General features: G+C 38.3%; 18 protein-coding genes and 1 riboswitch. Of the genes, 17 read left to right on the top strand and 1 reads right to left on the bottom strand.

The genetic code is table 11. From position 1 onward, the window contains the following. The first annotated feature begins 28 nt into the window (after positions 1–28). The 7 genes from ACWNMY_RS07525 (at position 29) to ACWNMY_RS07495 (ending at position 7,641) form a co-directional block, all read left to right on the top strand. Positions 29–898 (top strand): peptidylprolyl isomerase, encoded by an 870-nt coding sequence (locus tag ACWNMY_RS07525; protein ID WP_449537617.1) that lies wholly within the window; start codon positions 29–31, stop codon positions 896–898. A 489-nt stretch (positions 899–1,387) separates the two neighbouring features. Further along, positions 1,388–1,957, top strand: a complete 570-nt coding sequence (locus tag ACWNMY_RS07520; RefSeq protein ID WP_449537616.1) for a DNA-binding protein — start codon at positions 1,388–1,390, stop codon at positions 1,955–1,957. A gap of 24 nt (positions 1,958–1,981) precedes the next feature. Further along, positions 1,982–2,066, top strand: a riboswitch (cyclic di-GMP riboswitch). A gap of 730 nt (positions 2,067–2,796) precedes the next feature. After that, positions 2,797–4,380 carry a peptide chain release factor 3 gene (locus ACWNMY_RS07515; RefSeq protein WP_449537615.1) on the top strand — a complete coding sequence of 528 codons (1,584 nt, stop codon included), beginning with the start codon at positions 2,797–2,799 and terminating at the stop codon, positions 4,378–4,380. 140 nt (positions 4,381–4,520) lie between these two features. Next, positions 4,521–5,579, top strand: a complete 1,059-nt coding sequence (locus tag ACWNMY_RS07510; protein ID WP_449537614.1) for a FecCD family ABC transporter permease — start codon at positions 4,521–4,523, stop codon at positions 5,577–5,579. 10 nt (positions 5,580–5,589) lie between these two features. Beyond that, on the top strand, positions 5,590–6,378 hold the full coding sequence (locus tag ACWNMY_RS07505; protein ID WP_449537613.1) for an ABC transporter ATP-binding protein: 789 nt from the start codon (positions 5,590–5,592) through the stop codon (positions 6,376–6,378). Continuing rightward, positions 6,375–7,334 carry an ABC transporter substrate-binding protein gene (locus ACWNMY_RS07500; RefSeq protein WP_449537612.1) on the top strand — a complete coding sequence of 320 codons (960 nt, stop codon included), beginning with the start codon at positions 6,375–6,377 and terminating at the stop codon, positions 7,332–7,334. The genes ACWNMY_RS07505 and ACWNMY_RS07500 overlap by 4 nt, the downstream gene beginning before the upstream one ends. Positions 7,335–7,413: 79 nt before the next feature. Further along, positions 7,414–7,641 (top strand): CsbA family protein, encoded by a 228-nt coding sequence (locus ACWNMY_RS07495; RefSeq protein ID WP_449537611.1) that lies wholly within the window; start codon positions 7,414–7,416, stop codon positions 7,639–7,641. Positions 7,642–7,675: 34 nt separating this feature from the next. Here the strand turns inward: ACWNMY_RS07495 and ACWNMY_RS07490 are convergent, their stop codons facing one another. Continuing rightward, positions 7,676–8,674 (bottom strand): DUF3231 family protein, encoded by a 999-nt coding sequence (locus ACWNMY_RS07490; protein WP_449537610.1) that lies wholly within the window; start codon positions 8,672–8,674, stop codon positions 7,676–7,678. 231 nt (positions 8,675–8,905) lie between these two features. Here ACWNMY_RS07490 and ACWNMY_RS07485 point away from each other — a divergent pair, with 231 nt between their 5' ends. The 10 genes from ACWNMY_RS07485 (at position 8,906) to ACWNMY_RS07440 (ending at position 18,551) form a co-directional block, all read left to right on the top strand. Further along, positions 8,906–9,676, top strand: a complete 771-nt coding sequence (locus ACWNMY_RS07485) for a class I SAM-dependent methyltransferase (RefSeq protein WP_449537609.1) — start codon at positions 8,906–8,908, stop codon at positions 9,674–9,676. Positions 9,677–9,956: 280 nt separating this feature from the next. Next, positions 9,957–11,936 (top strand): excinuclease ABC subunit UvrB, encoded by a 1,980-nt coding sequence (gene uvrB / locus ACWNMY_RS07480; RefSeq protein ID WP_449537608.1) that lies wholly within the window; start codon positions 9,957–9,959, stop codon positions 11,934–11,936. A gap of 7 nt (positions 11,937–11,943) precedes the next feature. Then, complete coding sequence (gene uvrA / locus ACWNMY_RS07475) at positions 11,944–14,817, top strand: excinuclease ABC subunit UvrA (protein WP_449537607.1); 2,874 nt, start codon at positions 11,944–11,946, stop codon at positions 14,815–14,817. A 155-nt stretch (positions 14,818–14,972) separates the two neighbouring features. Then, positions 14,973–15,476, top strand: a complete 504-nt coding sequence (locus ACWNMY_RS07470; RefSeq protein ID WP_449537606.1) for a hypothetical protein — start codon at positions 14,973–14,975, stop codon at positions 15,474–15,476. A gap of 128 nt (positions 15,477–15,604) precedes the next feature. Next, positions 15,605–15,985 (top strand): hypothetical protein, encoded by a 381-nt coding sequence (locus tag ACWNMY_RS07465; protein ID WP_449537605.1) that lies wholly within the window; start codon positions 15,605–15,607, stop codon positions 15,983–15,985. Between the two features lie 154 nt (positions 15,986–16,139). Next, a complete protein-coding gene (locus ACWNMY_RS07460; RefSeq protein WP_449537604.1) occupies positions 16,140–16,454 on the top strand; it encodes a DUF4870 domain-containing protein in 315 nt (104 codons plus the stop codon). Positions 16,455–16,469: 15 nt separating this feature from the next. Continuing rightward, positions 16,470–17,576: a DUF4097 family beta strand repeat-containing protein gene (locus tag ACWNMY_RS07455; protein WP_449537603.1), complete on the top strand. Its 1,107-nt coding sequence runs from the start codon at positions 16,470–16,472 to the stop codon at positions 17,574–17,576. Positions 17,577–17,586: 10 nt separating this feature from the next. Beyond that, positions 17,587–17,787, top strand: a complete 201-nt coding sequence (locus ACWNMY_RS07450; protein WP_449537602.1) for a PspC domain-containing protein — start codon at positions 17,587–17,589, stop codon at positions 17,785–17,787. Next, on the top strand, positions 17,787–18,149 hold the full coding sequence (locus tag ACWNMY_RS07445) for a phage holin family protein (protein ID WP_449537601.1): 363 nt from the start codon (positions 17,787–17,789) through the stop codon (positions 18,147–18,149). Before ACWNMY_RS07450 ends, ACWNMY_RS07445 begins: the two co-directional genes overlap by 1 nt. Positions 18,150–18,245: 96 nt before the next feature. Further along, on the top strand, positions 18,246–18,551 hold the full coding sequence (locus tag ACWNMY_RS07440) for a hypothetical protein (protein ID WP_449537600.1): 306 nt from the start codon (positions 18,246–18,248) through the stop codon (positions 18,549–18,551). The last annotated feature ends 16 nt before the right edge of the window (positions 18,552–18,567 follow it).

Below are 18,567 nucleotides of genomic sequence, written 5' to 3'. Positions count from 1 at the left end.
CGCATAGCGATGAAGGGATTTAACATTAATGGGGAAAACAAAATTAGCCTGGCTGTTTGGGTCGGTACTGTGTATCGCACTCATAGTAATAATCGGGTTCACATTTTTAAAGAAGGATGTAGTAGCGAGTGTAGGTGGCGTAGAAATCGAACGTGATGAACTACACTCGGCATTAGAACAATATTATGGTTCCGATGTTTTAGAAACACTTATTACCGAAAAAATTATTCAACAAGAAGCAGAAAAAGAAAAAATAAAAGTTTCTGATAAAGAGATAGATGAAGAACTGCAAGCCCTCATTGATTCATATGGAGGAGAAGAGAGTTTTACGAGTGTTCTTGAAACAAGTGGAGTAACCCGCGCAGATGTAGAAAGCGATGTTACACAATTTATTCTAACGAAAAAACTGCTCGAACCGAGAATTGAAATTACAGATGATGAAGTAAAAACATACTTTGAAGAAAATAAGGATACCTTTGCCCAATCGGAACAAGTTCAAGCTAGTCATATTTTAGTAGAGGATGAAGCAACAGCAAATGAAGTAGCAACCAAGCTTGCAGATGGATCCGATTTTGCTGAGTTAGCAAAAGAGTATTCTACCGATGCAGCGAATGCTGAGTCTGGGGGGGACTTAGGACTTTTCGGGAAAGGTGAAATGGTAGCGGAATTTGAAGAGGTGGCTTTCTCCTTAGACGTTAACGAAATTAGCGAACCTGTAAAAACGAGTCACGGTTATCACATCATCAAAGTAACTGACAAAAAAGATGCTGTCGAAGCGAATTTTGAAGACAGCAAGGATACGATTTATAACACCTTGTTTGACGAGAAAATGTCGACAGAATATACAGCTTGGCTCACTGAAAAAACAGAGGAATACACGATAGAGCGGAAGTTATAAAGGAAAAGGTCCAGACTGGAATAAAGGTCTGGGCCTTTATATTTTACCCATACCGACAAAATATGAAAATAACGACAGTATTTCCTGGGAAACGACAGTGAATATTGTAAGTGACCGAATTTTTACATTTAGTGACAGTAATTTCAAATATAGTAACAGTATTTGGGGAATAGTGACAGTAAGTAAAGTGCCTTACGTAATTGGTAATAGTCTATTACCTGGCATATAGCTTGGTATGTAATTCCTTCAAGATTGTTAGATTATATTCACGAAATTTCCTCCTTTAAACACCACAAAGGGGGAATTGAGGTTAATTGTAAAAACGATGGGAGGTAGAGGCTATACCATGGGTTATATAGCACTTGACAAATGTCTATGAATTTGAAATTACTAGTGTTTTTTTAGTTCGATAGTATGATATGATAATAGTATGTCATCAAAAGGCCTTTCATTCTTAGTGCTATTAAGAATGAAAAGGAGATTTTTGATTTGAAAAAAAGAACTTGGACGTATGAGGAAATAGAGTTTTTGAAGGATCACGTAGGACGGATGAAAATCTCGACAATCGCAAATCAGCTTGACCGAACAGAAACGGCGGTTGAATTAAAGATTAAGAGGTTAGGACTTTCGAATACAAAATCTTTTACGGGCCAGCTAACCATGCATGAATTGGCGACTCTATTAAAAATTGATCCGAAATCAGTGAAACTTTGGATTGATAACCATGGACTCAAGTACACGAAAAAGGCAACACGAAACACACGGAAATTTTACTTTATCAAACCTGAAGACTTTTGGGGTTGGGCGAAGAACAATAAAGACAGGGTTGATTTCTCGAAAATTGAACGAAATGCCATTGTCCCTGAGCCTGATTGGGTTGAAGGGGAACGTTCGAAGCGTAAGAGAGTCAATTACCGAGCATGGACAACCGTTGAAATTAACTCCATGATCGAGCTAGTTGCAACAGGTACTCCTTTTTCGGATATTGGGAAAAGGTTAAATCGCAGCTCTATTAGTATCCAACGTAAATATCAACGCATGATAAAAGCAGTCAGATAAAAACATCAAGAGAAAAAAACCGGACTATACAAAAGGCAAAATTGTTGAAAGACGATGACGCAAAGCCACGGGCCTAAGGAGGACACTCTATGGTCGCCGGGTTGCTATAGAATGGAAGGTATCCTTTTATGATGACGACAATACGGGAGAGTTAGTTTACAACTAACTACTCCCATTTTCTTTTTACATTTCTTTTTCTAATGCCTTTTTATCAAATTCTTTCACTGTATTCATGATAGATACTGCAAACCCCACGCAAACGACCATTAGACTAAATGTAATGAAATAGGCTGTAAACATGTACCATCACCTCATTAATATTTTTTCTATTTCTACTTTCAGTATAGTGGGAACCCTCTTTAAAGAATGTGATTTGAATCACAGGTTATCGCCTTTTTTCTGTTTATGCTCCATAAAATGGGCACCAAATCTCGTTGTAGTTCTTTTTTAATTGTGATATAGTTTTTTTCGATACTAGTGCGTGTTCAAAAGGAGGATGATAAGGACCCGTCGACAAGAACGCCACGTCCTGTGGCATTGTCGACACTAGCACGTCCTGTGCGTCGAAAGTTCGAGGCGGCGCAGTTTTGAGTAGCGGAACGTATGTAGTTAATACGTGAGCACAAGGAGTGCTTCTAAGAATCCGCTTCGCACGACGGAAAAGTGTTTTTCTTTTCCGAGGAACGGAAAAACAAGCCAACGAGCTTCCACAGGAAGTGGTGACTTCGACGTTCGACACAGGACGTGTCGGTATTTAGTCGAAGATCCTCTCAGGACGTGTCATTATCACCCGATTTTTTGAACACCCTCTAATTCGTGATAACGGAAGGAAAATATATATGAGCTATATAGATGAAGTGAAGAAACGAAGAACGTTTGCCATTATCTCACATCCAGATGCTGGGAAAACCACAATGACGGAAAAACTGTTGTTGTTTGGTAATGTCATTCGTGAAGCAGGTACGGTAAAAGGGAAAAAATCAGGAAAGTTTGCTGCATCGGACTGGATGGAAATTGAAAAACAACGTGGAATTTCTGTTACATCGAGTGTTATGAGTTTCCCTTATGATACCTTTTATGTCAATATTCTCGATACACCAGGACATGAAGATTTTAGTGAAGACACGTACCGGACATTAACAGCTGTTGATAGTGTTGTGATGATCATTGATTCGACAAAAGGTGTAGAACCACAAACTATAAAATTATTTAAGGTTTGTCGTATGAGAGGAATCCCAATTTTCACCTTTATCAATAAGCTTGACCGTGAAGGAAAGGATCCACTAGACCTTTTATCTGAAATTGAAGAAGTTCTCGGTATTGAATCCTACCCAATGAATTGGCCGGTGGGTATGGGTAAACGATTCTTAGGAATTTTTGATCGATACAATGATCAATTTGTTCATTTTTCAGGCAATGAGGATGAAATTATTATCCCAATGCAAGAGCTAGAAGACGGCAAGCATCCTTCGATTACAGACAGCCCGGTATATAGCAGTACACAAGATGAGTTGATGCTACTAGATGAAGCAGGAAATGATTTTGATGTAGAACGTGTCGTCAACGGTGAGTTAACTCCTGTCTTCTTTGGTAGTGCGCTTGCAAACTTTGGTATAGAAACATTCTTTAATACTTTCTTACGCTTTGCATCCGAGCCAAAGCCTAGAAAAACTAACCTAGGTTTAATTCCACCAGAGGAAGAAACATTTTCTGGTTACATTTTTAAAATCCAAGCGAATATGAATACGAAGCATCGTGACCGTATTGCTTTCCTGCGTGTTTGCTCAGGGAAGTTTGAACGCGGTATGGGTGTAACAATTACACGGACGGGCAAATCAATTAAATTAAACCAAACACAGCAGTTTATGGCTGCAAGCAGGGAAACGGTTGATGAGGCCTATCCAGGAGATATTATTGGGATTTATGACCCGAATATCTACCAAATTGGTGACACATTAACAGCTGGTAAAGATGATATCCACTATCAGGAATTGCCGGTATTCCCGCCAGAAATGTATCGTAAAGTTCGCGTGAAGAATGTTATGAAGGCAAAGCAATTTAGAAAAGGAATTGAGCAGCTAGTACAAGAGGGTGCGATTCAATTATTCAAACAAGAATCAAACGAGGAGTTTATTCTTGGTGCAGTAGGTCAGCTTCAATACGACGTATTTGAGTACCGATTAGAAGCTGAATACAATGTACAGGTTGAATTCACAACACTTGGTAACCGTATCCCACGATGGATTGGGAACAAGGATGTTGACACTCGACTATTTGACTCAAGAAGTTTACTTGTTCGTGACCGATATGATCGCTATGTCGTGTTGTTTGAAAATGAATTTACCTACCGATATTTTTCGGATAAGAATAAAGACATTGAGCTTATCGACTTGTTTGAGAGTAACGATTATAAAAGTGTGTAACTATCGTCTATTTGCGGCTGATCTCGCAGATGAAGCTACACTTTGTCTCCAAGCTAGAACAATATAGATATATTTTAAATAACGAACACATAACGCTCAGACACTCTCTGGGCGTTGATTTTATATGGAAAGGAACAGCTATGAAGTCGATTCGAAAGATCTTCAATCAAGATGAGCCGAATACGAAGGTTATCATGATACTGTTGTTTGCGATAAGTATCGTTTCCATCCTCTTAGCAATCGGTATTGGACCAGTATCTGTTCATCCGGCAACAGTTACTAAACTCTTACTTGCGAAGCTGCCATTTCTTACGCTTGAAAATGATTGGACACAAGTAGAGCATAATATCGTTTGGGCATTACGTTTACCCAGGGTCTTATTGGGGATGATTGTCGGTGCATCCTTAGCAGTAACTGGGGTGGTTATGCAGGCATTGGTTCGAAACCATTTGGCTGATCCGTTTATACTAGGTGTGTCTTCAGGAGCATCGGCAACGGCAACTTTAGGTATGCTTTTTGGAGCCTTCTCAATCTTTGGAACGTATTCGCTTTCAATAAGCGCTTTTATAGGTGCAGCTGTGACCATTATAGTAGTCTATACGCTTTCCAGAGTAAACGGCAGAATCAATGTCACGCATTTATTACTCGCAGGCGTCGCGATCGCACTGATGATGGATGCTTTTACAAGATTTATCACCTTAAGCGCTCCTAACGCCTTAGGATTACATAATGCCACGTTTTGGATGTCGGGAAGTCTGGCGGGTGCAAAATGGGGGTATCTAACCTTACCACTCCTTGTTACCCTTTTTTGCTTGGTTGTTTTAATGAGTCAGTATCGGGCTTTGAATGCTTTGCTGTTTGGTGATGAAACAGCAGGGACATTAGGTTTCAATGTGGCTAGACTGCATACGATTCTCATCTTAGTTGCATCCCTTTTAGCTGGCGTAACAATTGCAGTAAGTGGTACGATTGGTTTTATTGGGTTAATGGTTCCGCATATTACAAGATTACTTGTAGGCTCCGATCACAAGCGTGTATTACCTATAAGCGCAATATTAGGAGGTATTATCGTTGTGTGGACCGATGTGGCTGCACGTATGATCATTGCACCTGAAGAATTGCCAATCGGAATTTTAACAGCTTTAGTTGGTGGCCCGTTTTTTATTTGGTTATTAAAGAAAAAGTCAACGCGCACGTGAGGTGGAAACTTTGAAACTACAGGTTAAGGATTTATACTTTTCTCTGAATGAAAAACAGATAATAGAAGATATGAATCTACATGTCTCCACAGGAGAATTTGTTGGAATCATTGGACCAAATGGAAGCGGGAAATCTACGCTTTTAAAAAATATATATCGTGCTTTAAAACCAGACTCCGGAGCTGTCTTTTTGGACGGTGAACGTATAGATAAAATGAATGTGAAAAAAACGGCCATGAAATTGGGTGTGGTCGGTCAAGAAAATGACATTCCATTTGATTTTAAAGTAGATGAGATTGTTGCAATGGGAAGAAGCCCCTATAAAGGTCTTTTTAATGGAGATACTAAGGAAGATAAGGAAATTGTTACAAAGGCTATTAATCAAATAGGAATGGCTAGCATGGAAAAAAGAAATTATATCAATCTATCTGGTGGGGAAAAACAGCGTGTTATAGTTGGAAGAGTATTGGCACAGCAAACAGATCTGCTGCTATTGGATGAACCGACAAACCATCTAGATATCCAGCATCAGCTCCAAATGTTTGATTTGATAAAAGGATTGGGTGTAACCGTCGTATCTGCCATTCATGATCTAAACCTTGCTGCTCTTTACTGTGATCGGATATATGCAATAAAAAATGGGCAAGTTCATATGGTAGGAACACCACAAGAAGTACTGACCCCAAAAGCAATTTACGAGATTTATGGGGTACATTGCGATGTAAACATTCATCCTGTGACAAACAGGATAACAATTAATTTTATACCAAATAGTTTCCTAGAAGGAGAAAATAGATGAATAAACAAATGTTACTTTGGATGAGTATTCTTTTGTTTTTGTTAATGGGATGCGGCGAAAACTCAGAAAACCATTCAACTGATAAACAAGGGACAACCACTGATTCTCTCATCCTTGATAATTACGGTAGAAAAGTAGAAATAACAGAGAAACCTTCAAAGGTTTTAACATTTGGTCCTAACGTTACAGAGCTTTTTATTGCACTGGGCCTAACTGATTATGTGACTGGGAATACGTTAGACAATCACAGTCGTGGGGCGCTGCCTGAGTATGAGAAGGATTATGCAAAAATACCAGAGTTATCCTATGGATATGCGACGAGAGAGGCTGTGCTAACAAGTGGAGCGGATTTTATTTATGGAATTGACTGGGAGTTTGGAAGTGAAGGCCTAGACATTGAAGAACTCGAAAGCTATGGAATAAAAACATATGTAAATCGTGCGACAACAGTAGAGGAAATCTACCAGGAAATCATGGATATAGGTAAAATCTTTGAGATAGAGGATAAAGCAGAAGCATTTGTGACACAGCAAAAAGAGAGAATTGCTGAGGTGCAGAAGAAAGTAGCGGGACAAGAACCACTTGATGTCTTAGTGTATGACAGTGGTGGGAACGGAGTATTTACTGCAGGGGGAACAAACTTTGAATCTCTCTTAATTGAGCTAGCTGGAGGACAAAATATTTTCGATGATATAACGGATAAACAATGGTCCACAGTGAGCTACGAGGAAGTGTTGGCTAGACAACCAGATGTCATTCTGATTCATGACTACGATGCACCTTCAATCGAACAAAAAATGAAAGACATCAAAAATGACCCGGCTCTGTCACAACTAGAGAGTGTTAAAAATGAAAAATTTGTTGTGATTTCATTAGAGACTGTATTACCAGGAAATCGTATGGCGTTTGCAGTAGAGACAATGGCAAAAGGCTTTTATCCGGAATTATTTGAATAACACTAGGTGGCAAATTCGTGAATTAGTTTTCAGGTTTTGCTATAGTAAAAATAAGATAACTTGAAAGGGTTTAACTATCATGCTACTTAAACTATTGCTGGCTCTCATTCTTCCTGGGATTCTTGTGATTTTATTTACTAGGGTGACCTATAATCATTATGTTGGTTTACTCTTATCCATAGCTCTCATTATTGCATCCGTCTATAAGGGTTATACGGATTCGATTTATATCATTTTTGTAGATATCATCTCGCTTGTAGCTGGCTTTTTATATGCAAGGAATATGGGAAAACGAGCGAAAAAGTAATGGAAAAGCTGTATGGATACAACCAAACAGCTTTTTATTTTTGTAGGCTTTCTCTATCAATTGCTAATGGTGGTTGCTCTAGCCATTCATTGGCAATCATTATATTTATTCCATCCTCCGCAAACTTTAAAATTTCACCAGTTAAGCGGGAATAATCAACGACTAAATCGCTCCGTCTACTAGCTGCAATGGCGGCCCCATAGTTTCCTACACCTGAATAAATCATAATAGAATAGTGAAACATTAGCAATTTGTCCGAAAAAGGTGATTCAGTTGACGCTGTTACTTCATTTTCAAATGACATCGGAATAGGAAGTGAATTATTTTTTAAATAATCACTGAAGACTTTTATATGTTTTAATGCGATTTCTTTTCCTCTTACTATATATTTTTGTACTTTATTTGATGTGGTTATTTGAGCAAATGCTGTTGCTAAAACCGCTCCTAAATGGTTCGTTTGGATATTAAAATGTAGCTGATTTACCTCTTCTCCTGTGAGTGCCTTGCGTCTTCCAAGTCCCTCCAGTAAAAAGGATTGTTTATGTATGAACTCAATCTTATTTGGATATGGAATAGTTGGTGGTCGAGTATCTATTCCCTTTTCCATTAAAACACTGGTGATTTCGTTGTAAAGCTCAATTGTTGAAGTTAAACATTTAGAAAAAAATGCTCGGATGTCTTGACGATAGATATGCTGAAGAATTCTTCCGTAGGTTGCTAAACCCCCATTTGTCATGTGCTTCAAATATTTCAAATAAAAAACGTCTGAAAATAAACGTCCTGCTTTTAAATTGACATCTTTTTTAGTAAACCCTACGGGCACTTGTATACCCTCTTCTGAAAAGATCCCTCGTATGATTTCAATATGTTGCTGAGATATATCTAGGGCATGAGTAACTAATTGTTCGGTTTCTTTGTCGTCGATATGTTTTAGAAAATAGGTGAAAACACAAATAGACATACTATCTGCCAAATACGTGTTCCATAGAAAAGATAATTCAGCAGAGCTTAATTTACTATTGTTATGACTCATTTCCAAATATACCTCCAATATAATCCATGTTGATTATTATTCCTCAGTTATCAAAAAATATTATGAAAAGATAGGTAGCTATTTTTATATTGTTTCCTTGTTAAGTAGGTGAAACATCATAAATGTGTAAGGATAACTCTTTCTTATGTCTACCAATAATTTATTGATTATTTCCTTATCGGTAAAATTGCCATATGATAATGGTAAAAAGGATAGGGTGGGGGAGAAAGTATGGATACGAAAAAAGATGTGATGAAGCAGTTCGGCAAAAGTGCTGATTTTTATGTAACAAGTGATATCCACCGTAAAGGCGGGGATTTGCAAACCTTGGTAGCTATGGCTAGGGCAACTGGGAGCGAAGAGGCACTTGATGTAGCAACAGGTGGTGGCCATACGGCAAATGCTCTTGCCCCACTTGTAAAGAAGGTTACTGCACTTGACCTCACTCCGGAAATGCTAGCTGTCGCAGAAAACTTTATTAAGGGGAATGGACGAATAAATGTTGAATTTGTAGAAGGTGATGCGGAAAAACTACCATTTGCTGATAAAGTATTTGAGATCGTTACATGCCGTATTGCGCCTCACCACTTCCCGAACATTGAGAAGTTTATTAGTGAGGTTTATCGAGTACTTAAAAATGGCGGGCAATTCTTATTAGATGATAATGTGGTACCCGAGTTAGATGAGTATGATCAATTTTATAATAGTATTGAAAAAAAGCGAGACTACAGTCATTTTCGCGCATGGAAAAAGTCAGAATGGCTTCAAATGCTAGAGAGTGAAGGATTTGAGATCCAAGAATTATATCGTTTCGATAAACAATTTATGTTTGCAAGTTGGTGTGAACGTATGCGTTTGTCTGAAACAGAGAAGATAGAATTAAATGCTTACATGTTACAAGCTTCAGATAAGGTAAAACAAAAGTTTCGAATTGAAGCGAGCGATGGTCAAATCATATCATTTTTTGGTGAAGCTGTTTTGATAAAGGCAACAAAACGTTAAAAAAATAGTGGGAGATTCCCACTATTTTTTTTTAGTCCACAATCAATATCTCCTTGTTTAAAAGTAAAATCCCCCTTGCTGTAATTACATCAATCACTTTCGCTCATTCTATAACAGTGCGAACCATTTTTATTAGCAAAAAAACGAATATAAGTTCGTATTTTTGTTTGTTTTATGTCAATTTGTGGTACAATGTTTCTATCAAGAAAAAGACAGTGAATTATAAAGTACATAATCGATTAAATAGATCACAATATAGGAATTGGAATGGAGGATGCGTGTGAAGGACCAATTTGAGTTAGTTTCGAAGTACTCCCCACAGGGTGACCAACCAAGAGCCATTAAACAGCTTATTGAAGGAATCAAAGAGGGAAAGAAGTATCAAACCTTACTTGGGGCAACAGGTACAGGGAAAACCTTTACGATTTCAAACGTGATAAAAGAAGTAAACCGACCAACGCTAATTATTGCTCACAATAAAACATTAGCAGGACAGCTGTATAGTGAGTTCAAAGAATTCTTTCCGAATAATGCAGTTGAGTACTTTGTTAGTTACTATGACTATTTCCAGCCAGAGGCCTATGTGCCGTCATCAGATACATATATTGAAAAGGATTCAAGTGTGAATGAAGAAATTGATAAACTACGTCACTCGGCTACTTCTGCTCTTTTTGAACGTCGCGATGTAATCATCATTGCCAGTGTGTCTTGCATTTATGGGTTAGGTTCGCCAGAAGAATATAGGGAACTCGTTGTTTCTTTACGGACAGGTATGGAAATTGAGCGAAATCAGCTCTTACGAAAGCTAGTAGATGTTCAATATGAACGTAACGATATAGACTTCCGCCGGGGAACCTTCCGTGTAAGAGGGGACGTAGTAGAAATTTTTCCGGCTTCACGTGACGAACATTGTGTTCGGGTTGAGTTCTTTGGTGACGAAATTGACCGAATTCGTGAGGTTGATGCGTTGACGGGTGAAATCTTGGGAGAACGAGAACATATTGCGATTTTCCCAGCATCCCACTTCGTTACCCGTGAAGAAAAAATGCAAATAGCAATTAAAAATATAGAAGCAGAGCTAGAAGAACGCCTTGCAGAGCTTCGTGAAAATGGTCAACTTCTTCAAGCGCAGCGCCTGGAACAACGGACGAATTATGATCTAGAAATGATGAGAGAAATGGGGTTCTGTTCTGGAATTGAGAACTATTCACGCCATTTGACATTGCGACCTTCTGGTTCGACTCCATATACATTGTTGGATTATTTTCCTGAAGATTTATTGATTGTAGTTGATGAGTCACATGTAACGTTGCCTCAAATTCGAGGAATGTTTAACGGCGACCAAGCAAGAAAACAAGTACTAGTCGATCATGGCTTCCGTTTGCCATCGGCACTAGATAATCGTCCATTACGCTTTGAAGAATTTGAGAAACATATCAATCAGATCATTCACGTTTCAGCTACACCTGGACCATTTGAAATCGAACATACACCTGTGATGGTCGAGCAAATCATTCGTCCGACAGGATTGCTAGACCCAATTATTGATGTTCGTCCTATTCAAGGTCAGATAGATGATTTAATAGGCGAAATCCAAGAACGTGTTGAACGTAATGAACGAGTTCTTATCACAACACTTACGAAAAAAATGTCTGAGGATCTTACAGACTACTTAAAGGAAATTGGGATAAAAGTAACCTACTTACACTCGGAAATTAAAACGCTAGAGCGGATTGAAATTATCCGTGAACTTCGGATGGGTAAGTATGATGTTATTGTGGGAATTAACTTACTCCGTGAAGGCCTTGATATACCAGAGGTTTCGCTTGTTGCAATACTTGATGCCGATAAGGAAGGTTTCCTGCGTTCAGAAAGATCATTAATTCAAACAATAGGTCGTGCAGCGAGAAATGAAAATGGAAAAGTCATCATGTATGCAGACAAAATGACAAACTCCATGGAAATTGCTATTAATGAGACAAAACGACGCCGTGAAATTCAAGAGGCGTACAATAAAAAACATGGAATTACACCACAAACCATTAAAAAGGATATTCGTGACGTAATTCGTGCAACACAAGCTGCCGAAGCGACGGAAGCTTATGAGACGGTGCCTAAGCTAACTGGATTATCGAAGAAGGAACGAGACAAAGTAATTGCTGAAATGGAAGCAGAAATGAAAGAAGCTGCAAAGGCGCTTAACTTTGAACGAGCAGCTGAATTACGTGATTTAATTCTGGAGTTAAAAGCGGAAGGATGACAGTAGTATGGCATTAGATAAAATCGTTGTGAAAGGTGCAAGAGCGAATAACTTAAAAAATATAGATATTACTATACCGAGAGATAAATTAGTTGTTATTACCGGACTCTCTGGGTCAGGAAAGTCATCTCTTGCGTTTGATACTATATATGCGGAAGGGCAAAGACGCTATGTTGAGTCATTGTCAGCATATGCCCGTCAATTTTTAGGACAAATGGATAAACCGGATGTAGATTCAATCGAAGGGCTTTCGCCGGCCATTTCAATTGACCAAAAAACAACAAGCCGTAACCCAAGGTCAACAGTGGGAACCGTTACAGAGATTTATGATTATTTTAGATTGTTATATGCTCGTGTCGGTAAACCTGTATGTCCCAACCATGGAACCGAAATTACTTCTCAAACAATTGAGCAAATGGTGGATCGAATACTAGAATACCCTGACCGTACAAAATTACAGGTGCTAGCTCCTGTAATTTCTGGTCGTAAAGGTGCTCACGTAAAAGTGCTAGAGGATATAAAAAAGCAGGGCTATGTAAGGATACGAGTGGATGGGGAAATGGTCGAGCTTTCTGATGATATTGAGCTTGAGAAAAATAAGAAGCACTCCATTGAAGTTGTTGTGGACCGTATAGTAGTGAAAGAAGGGGTAGCAACAAGATTAGCGGATTCCCTAGAAGCAGCCCTTCGTCTAGGTGAAGGAAGGGTCATCATTGATGTGATGGGGGAAGAGGAGCTCTTATTTAGTGAACTGCATTCCTGCCCAATATGTGGATTTTCCATCGGAGAACTAGAGCCAAGAATGTTTTCCTTTAACAGTCCATTTGGGGCTTGTCCAGAGTGTGATGGTTTAGGAAGTAAGCTTGAAGTGGATCCGGAGCTTGTCATACCAGATTGGGATTTATCCCTTCGCAAGCATGCGATAGCACCATGGGAGCCAACAAGTTCTCAATATTACCCACAATTGCTTGAGTCTGTTTGCAATCACTATGGAATTGATATGGACATTCCTGTTAAGGATATACCAAAGCATTTAATGGATAAAATCCTGTATGGAAGTGACGGGGAAGAAATCTACTTCTATTATGAAAATGACTTCGGTCAAAAGCGTGAAAATTATATTGTCTTTGAGGGTGTCCTTCGAAATGTAGAAAGACGTTATAAGGAAACTGGCTCTGATTTCATACGCGAACAAATGGAAAAATACATGAGTGAAAAGAAGTGTCCAAACTGTAAGGGGCATCGACTTAAAAGGGAAAGTTTGGCCGTTTTAATCTCCGGTAAGCATATCTCAGAGATAACAGAGCTTTCTATTAACGAGTCCTTAGAGTTTTTCACAAACTTACAGCTTTCTGAAAAGGATATGCAAATTGCACACCTTATTTTTCAAGAAATCAAAGAACGTCTCGGGTTTCTAGTAAATGTGGGTCTAGATTATTTATCACTAAGTCGGGCAGCAGGGACTCTATCAGGTGGTGAGGCTCAGCGAATTCGTCTAGCAACTCAGATTGGGTCACGCTTAACAGGTGTTCTCTATATCCTAGATGAACCATCTATCGGTCTGCATCAACGAGATAATGACCGGCTTATTGATACGCTAAAAGTAATGAGAGATATTGGGAATACATTAATTGTAGTTGAGCATGACGAGGATACGATGCTTGCAGCAGATTACTTAATTGATATTGGGCCGGGTGCTGGTATTCATGGAGGCGAAGTTATTTCGTATGGTACCCCAGAAGAAGTAATGGCAAATCAAAACTCCTTAACCGGACAGTATTTATCAGGAAGAAAGTTTATCCCACTCCCAGTTGAAAGAAAAAAAGCAGATGGTCGTTTTATTGAAGTTAAAGGAGCGAAACATAACAACCTAAAGAATGTATCTGTAAAGTTTCCATTAGGTTTGTTTATTGCTGTTACAGGTGTATCAGGTTCTGGTAAGAGTACATTAGTAAACGAGATTCTTCATAAATCACTTGCACAAAAACTTAACCGCGCAAAAAGTAAGCCAGGAGAGCATAAAGAAATCAAGGGACTTGAGCATTTAGAAAAAGTTATTGATATTGACCAGTCTCCAATCGGAAGGACCCCACGTTCCAATCCGGCAACGTATACTGGCGTTTTTGACGATATACGTGATCTCTTTGCGAACACAAATGAAGCAAAGGTAAGAGGCTACAAAAAAGGCCGATTCAGCTTCAATGTAAAAGGTGGGCGTTGTGAGGCTTGTAAAGGTGATGGAATCATAAAAATAGAAATGCACTTCCTCCCAGATGTGTATGTTCCATGTGAGGTTTGTCATGGGAAACGCTACAACCGTGAAACCTTAGAAGTAAAATATAAGGATAAAACAATCTCGGACATTCTAGATATGACGGTTGAGACAGCGGTATCCTTTTTCGAAAACCTTCCGAGAATTAAACGAAAAATACAAACTTTATATGATGTAGGTTTGGGGTATGTTAAACTAGGTCAACCGGCAACTACCCTTTCAGGTGGTGAGGCGCAGCGTGTGAAGCTTGCTTCAGAATTACATCGTCGTACCAATGGGAAGACATTCTATATTCTAGATGAACCTACAACTGGATTACATGTAGATGACATTTCAAGATTATTAAAGGTTTTACAACGTCTTGTAGAAAATGGTGATACTGTTCTCGTAATCGAGCATAATCTCGATGTCATCAAAGCTGCCGATTATATTGTAGACTTAGGACCTGAAGGCGGCGATAAAGGTGGAACGATCCTAGGTACAGGAACACCAGAGGATATCACGAAAATCGAAGCATCTCATACAGGTCGCTACTTAAAACCAGTACTAGAACGTGACCGAATTCGTATGAAGGAATTGTTGATAGAAAAAGAGACCGTGCCGAAATAGAGTTTAAAATCCTGTTTGTTTTCGCAACAAACGGGATTTTTTGTGTTCTTCAAAAAGTCTGTGTACTGTATAGAAATTTTCTTAGCAATTCCCCATTTAAAACCAATTTATGGTACTTTACTAATATATACAATCTTGCAGATAGGTGATAGCTCATGAAACAACAAGTACAAAAAAGACTATTTAATTTGATGACTGGTGAACTTGCAGCTGCGGTTTTATTTCCACTTCTTTGGATTTTTTATATACCAACCTTCGAATGGTCATCGTATTATCTAACGACATATACACATATATTTGCCTTTGTCGTATTAGAGTATATCCTGTTCCAGGGAAGTTTGTATTGGTTCCTGAAATGGAAACGTGTTAAAGAGGGACAAAAAGCCTTACTAACAACGAGCCAACGACAGCTTTTTCGTTTCTTTAGGAGCAGTAATTTGCTATTACTTGCGATTGGAATCCCTGTCCTATTTTTTCAAGCGACCCAATTTTCAAAAGGTTTATATTGGTTTCTATTCCTTTATGGATTTGCAATTGTAGAATATATCAACTACTATCACATTCGACTTTCCTATATGAGCTCAGAGGAAATACGAGACTTTATCCGCCAAAGAGGCTTTCGACGTTCTGTTCTTTCAAGGGAACTAGTGAATAAGTAATGTAGAATGATAAAACGTTTTTCGTGTAGTGAAAATTAGATTTTTACTATCAAAAAAGGATTAAAAGAGCGACTTCCACAATACCTATTAGTAATAGATTGTTGAAAAACACCATAAAGGGGTGTCTTATGGAAAAAGTGATTCGTTTAGCGGAAATCCTCTTAGGTCTCATATTTCTTGGCGCAGGAGTAAACGGCTATGCTGTATTATTTGGGTTTGAACCATTTGCTCCAACAAGCCCAGCTGCGATGGAATTTTTAGGTGATGGATATTTTTTAGCCATTGAAAAAGGTGTTGAAATCATTGCAGGTGTTTTGTTACTAATTCGTCGATTTGTACCATTGGTACTCGTTGTACTAGCTAGCATTATTGTAAATATCGTAGCATTTCATATTTTTGTAGATTCAGAATTGTTACTCCTAGCTATCTTTGTAACTTTGTTAGAAGGAATCATAGCATGGTATTACCGTGATAGCTTTAGAGGTCTTGTAGAAAGTAAGCCGAAATAATAGGTCCATTGGGAGTACCCAGTGGATCTTTTTTATAAAAGTGTAATCAATAAATGAACAAAAGAACCACTGCCCTTTGATTCAAAAGTTCATAATTCCTTGAAACCATTTTGTCATTTAATTCGTATATAGAGTTATAAAGGAGAGATGAAGAGTGAATACAGATAAATTACTTGCAGCATTGTGTTATTTCAGTATTTTCTTCGCAGGGTTTATATTACCAATCATCGTTTACATTATTGTTCAAAATCCAACAGTAAAAAGGCATGCATTGCATGCACTAATATCACATATTATTCCGGTAGCAACTGTCATCTTTATTGTTATTCCGTTTTTCTTTATATGGTCGGTAGAAGCATTTGCGGTAGCAATGGTGTTTGTGTTTCTACTATTAGCGATCATTAATATTGGAATCGTTATATGGAATATCGTAAAAGGCATTCAAGTATTAGCGCAAGATGAATTTTAAGGGGAGGAATATGAAATGAAAGAGGAACAAAAACGGATTTTAAAGTTAGTCGAAGAAGGGAAATTGACAGCAGAGGAAGCGATTGTCCTCATTGAAAAGCTTCATTCTGGGGAACATACTCAAACAGAAGATCCTGCACAAGAACCGAATACAGAGCTTTCGACTCAGGTTCAGTATGACCAATCCCAACAGCAAAACCAGCATTCATATGAAAGCAAGGGTTCTACGAAACACAAATTTATGGATTTTATCGACACAGCAGTGAAGAAAATTAAGGATTTAGACCTCGATTTCAACTTTGGTACGGCGACTGATGTCGAACATATTTTTCAACACAAGGACGTAATCTTTACAAAGCTTGACCTAGACGTGTCAAATGGGAGTATTACGATCATTCCTTGGGAAGAAAAGGACGTACGTGTTGAATGTGAGGCGAAGGTATACAATATCGAGAACCAGGATCGCGCAAGAGACGCATTCTTAGAAGATGTTCATTTCTCCATCGAAAATGGGACACTTCGCCTTTCCATACAGAAAAAGCAAATGAAGGTTCATGCAAAAATATATGTCCCGCAGGAAAACTATGAAAGTATTAAGGCTAGAATGTTTAATGGTCCAATTAATGGGGAAAATTTACGAGTAAAGGATTTTCGTGCAAAAACAGCGAACGGAGCTATTACTGTTACGAACCTTGAAACAACTACTGTTGAATTGGAAACATCAAATGGACCTATCAAAGCAAACCAAATCAGTAGCAAAGATTTTGAGGCAGAGACAATTAATGGTGCAATTACCACAACGGGTCAGTTTGAAAAAGTCGATTTACAGAGCTTTAGTGGGAATATCACATGTGATATTGAAGGTGAAAGCTGCCACACTGCATATGTAAAAGCAACTGCTGGCAGCTTAAATATCTATATCGCTGACGGTTATCAAGTCGACGGAGAGTTAAAATCGAATTTAGGTAGCTTTAAATCAGAGCTTCCAATGATGTCTGTTATTGAAGAAAAAAATGAAGTGGTTCAAAAGTCACTTCGTTTTAAGGCAAATCAAGAGAAAGAACCAAAGCTACATCTATTTGCTGAAACAAAAACAGGATACATTACGATAAAACCACTTTGAGGTGTATAAGATGAAAAAGAAATTATATCGCTCAACTCGGAATAGAATGCTGGGCGGCGTACTTGGTGGTCTAGCGGATTACACGGGTATTGATGCGTCACTCTTGCGTATTTTAACAGTGTTAGGCTTCATTTTAGGGGTCGGCACTCTCGGTTTCATTTATCTTGCTTGGATTTTCATTGTCCCAAATGAAGGGGATGTCTATAGATAATGAGGTGGCTTGCAAGTATTATCGTCAATAGTGTTATTTTAATGGTTGTAGCAGGCTATGTTGATACCTTTCATTTAGAAGGTGTTAGTGCAGCAGTCATAGCAAGTGTGATTCTGTCTATCTTAAATGTGATTGTAAAGCCCATTCTTATTTTATTAACCTTACCTGTTACGGTCTTATCTCTAGGATTATTCCTATTCGTCATCAATGCCATTACTTTGATGCTGACGCAGTCTATCATGGGAGACTCCTTTGTTATTGAAGGCTTTGGCACAGCAGTACTCGCAGCAATTATTATCTCGGTCCTAAACTTACTGATTCAAAAGGTAATCGTTGAGCCGTTACAAGAGAAAAAGAAGTAGGAAATCTACCTATTAGAAAGACAGCGTCAATTCCAGCAGGAATTACGCTGTTTTTTGTTGAATGTTAGTCTAAGTCGTAAGTTATAGGAGTCGAATATGTTTGTAAAAGTGTATAGCTATCACATTCAACCAGCTAAAAACAAAGAGTTCGTACACATTCAAAAACGAACCAGTGAATTATATGGGAGATACATAGATGTGCAAACAACGTATTTACAAAGCAGCGAGGACCAAACCAAATGGCTGGAAATCTCGAAATACAGAAGTGAAGAAGATTATCTTAAAAGCATCCAATTAATAAATAATCAGAAAGAAATACAAGATTTATTTTTAGCATTTCAATCTATTTTGGAACAGGAAAAAATAACCGAAGAAAACTTCACGGAAATCAGGTTGAAGTAAAACTAAGGAGGGGCAT

The organism is Ferdinandcohnia sp. Marseille-Q9671, assembly GCF_976954385.1.
This window is presented reverse-complemented; position numbering and strand designations above follow the sequence as displayed.

Excerpts from the sequence above, each read along its gene's own strand:
- ACWNMY_RS07525 (WP_449537617.1), top strand. The coding sequence starts at position 29 with ATGGGGAAAACAAAATTAGCCTGGCTGTTTGGGTCGGTACTGTGTATC.
- ACWNMY_RS07515 (WP_449537615.1), top strand. The coding sequence starts at position 2,797 with ATGAGCTATATAGATGAAGTGAAGAAACGAAGAACGTTTGCCATTATC.
- ACWNMY_RS07510 (WP_449537614.1), top strand. The coding sequence starts at position 4,521 with ATGAAGTCGATTCGAAAGATCTTCAATCAAGATGAGCCGAATACGAAG.
- ACWNMY_RS07500 (WP_449537612.1), top strand. The coding sequence starts at position 6,375 with ATGAATAAACAAATGTTACTTTGGATGAGTATTCTTTTGTTTTTGTTA.
- ACWNMY_RS07495 (WP_449537611.1), top strand. The coding sequence starts at position 7,414 with ATGCTACTTAAACTATTGCTGGCTCTCATTCTTCCTGGGATTCTTGTG.
- ACWNMY_RS07490 (WP_449537610.1), bottom strand. The coding sequence starts at position 8,674 with ATGAGTCATAACAATAGTAAATTAAGCTCTGCTGAATTATCTTTTCTA.
- ACWNMY_RS07485 (WP_449537609.1), top strand. The coding sequence starts at position 8,906 with ATGGATACGAAAAAAGATGTGATGAAGCAGTTCGGCAAAAGTGCTGAT.
- uvrA (WP_449537607.1), top strand. The coding sequence starts at position 11,944 with ATGGCATTAGATAAAATCGTTGTGAAAGGTGCAAGAGCGAATAACTTA.
- ACWNMY_RS07470 (WP_449537606.1), top strand. The coding sequence starts at position 14,973 with ATGAAACAACAAGTACAAAAAAGACTATTTAATTTGATGACTGGTGAA.
- ACWNMY_RS07465 (WP_449537605.1), top strand. The coding sequence starts at position 15,605 with ATGGAAAAAGTGATTCGTTTAGCGGAAATCCTCTTAGGTCTCATATTT.
- ACWNMY_RS07455 (WP_449537603.1), top strand. The coding sequence starts at position 16,470 with ATGAAAGAGGAACAAAAACGGATTTTAAAGTTAGTCGAAGAAGGGAAA.
- ACWNMY_RS07450 (WP_449537602.1), top strand. The coding sequence starts at position 17,587 with ATGAAAAAGAAATTATATCGCTCAACTCGGAATAGAATGCTGGGCGGC.
- ACWNMY_RS07445 (WP_449537601.1), top strand. The coding sequence starts at position 17,787 with ATGAGGTGGCTTGCAAGTATTATCGTCAATAGTGTTATTTTAATGGTT.
- ACWNMY_RS07440 (WP_449537600.1), top strand. The coding sequence starts at position 18,246 with ATGTTTGTAAAAGTGTATAGCTATCACATTCAACCAGCTAAAAACAAA.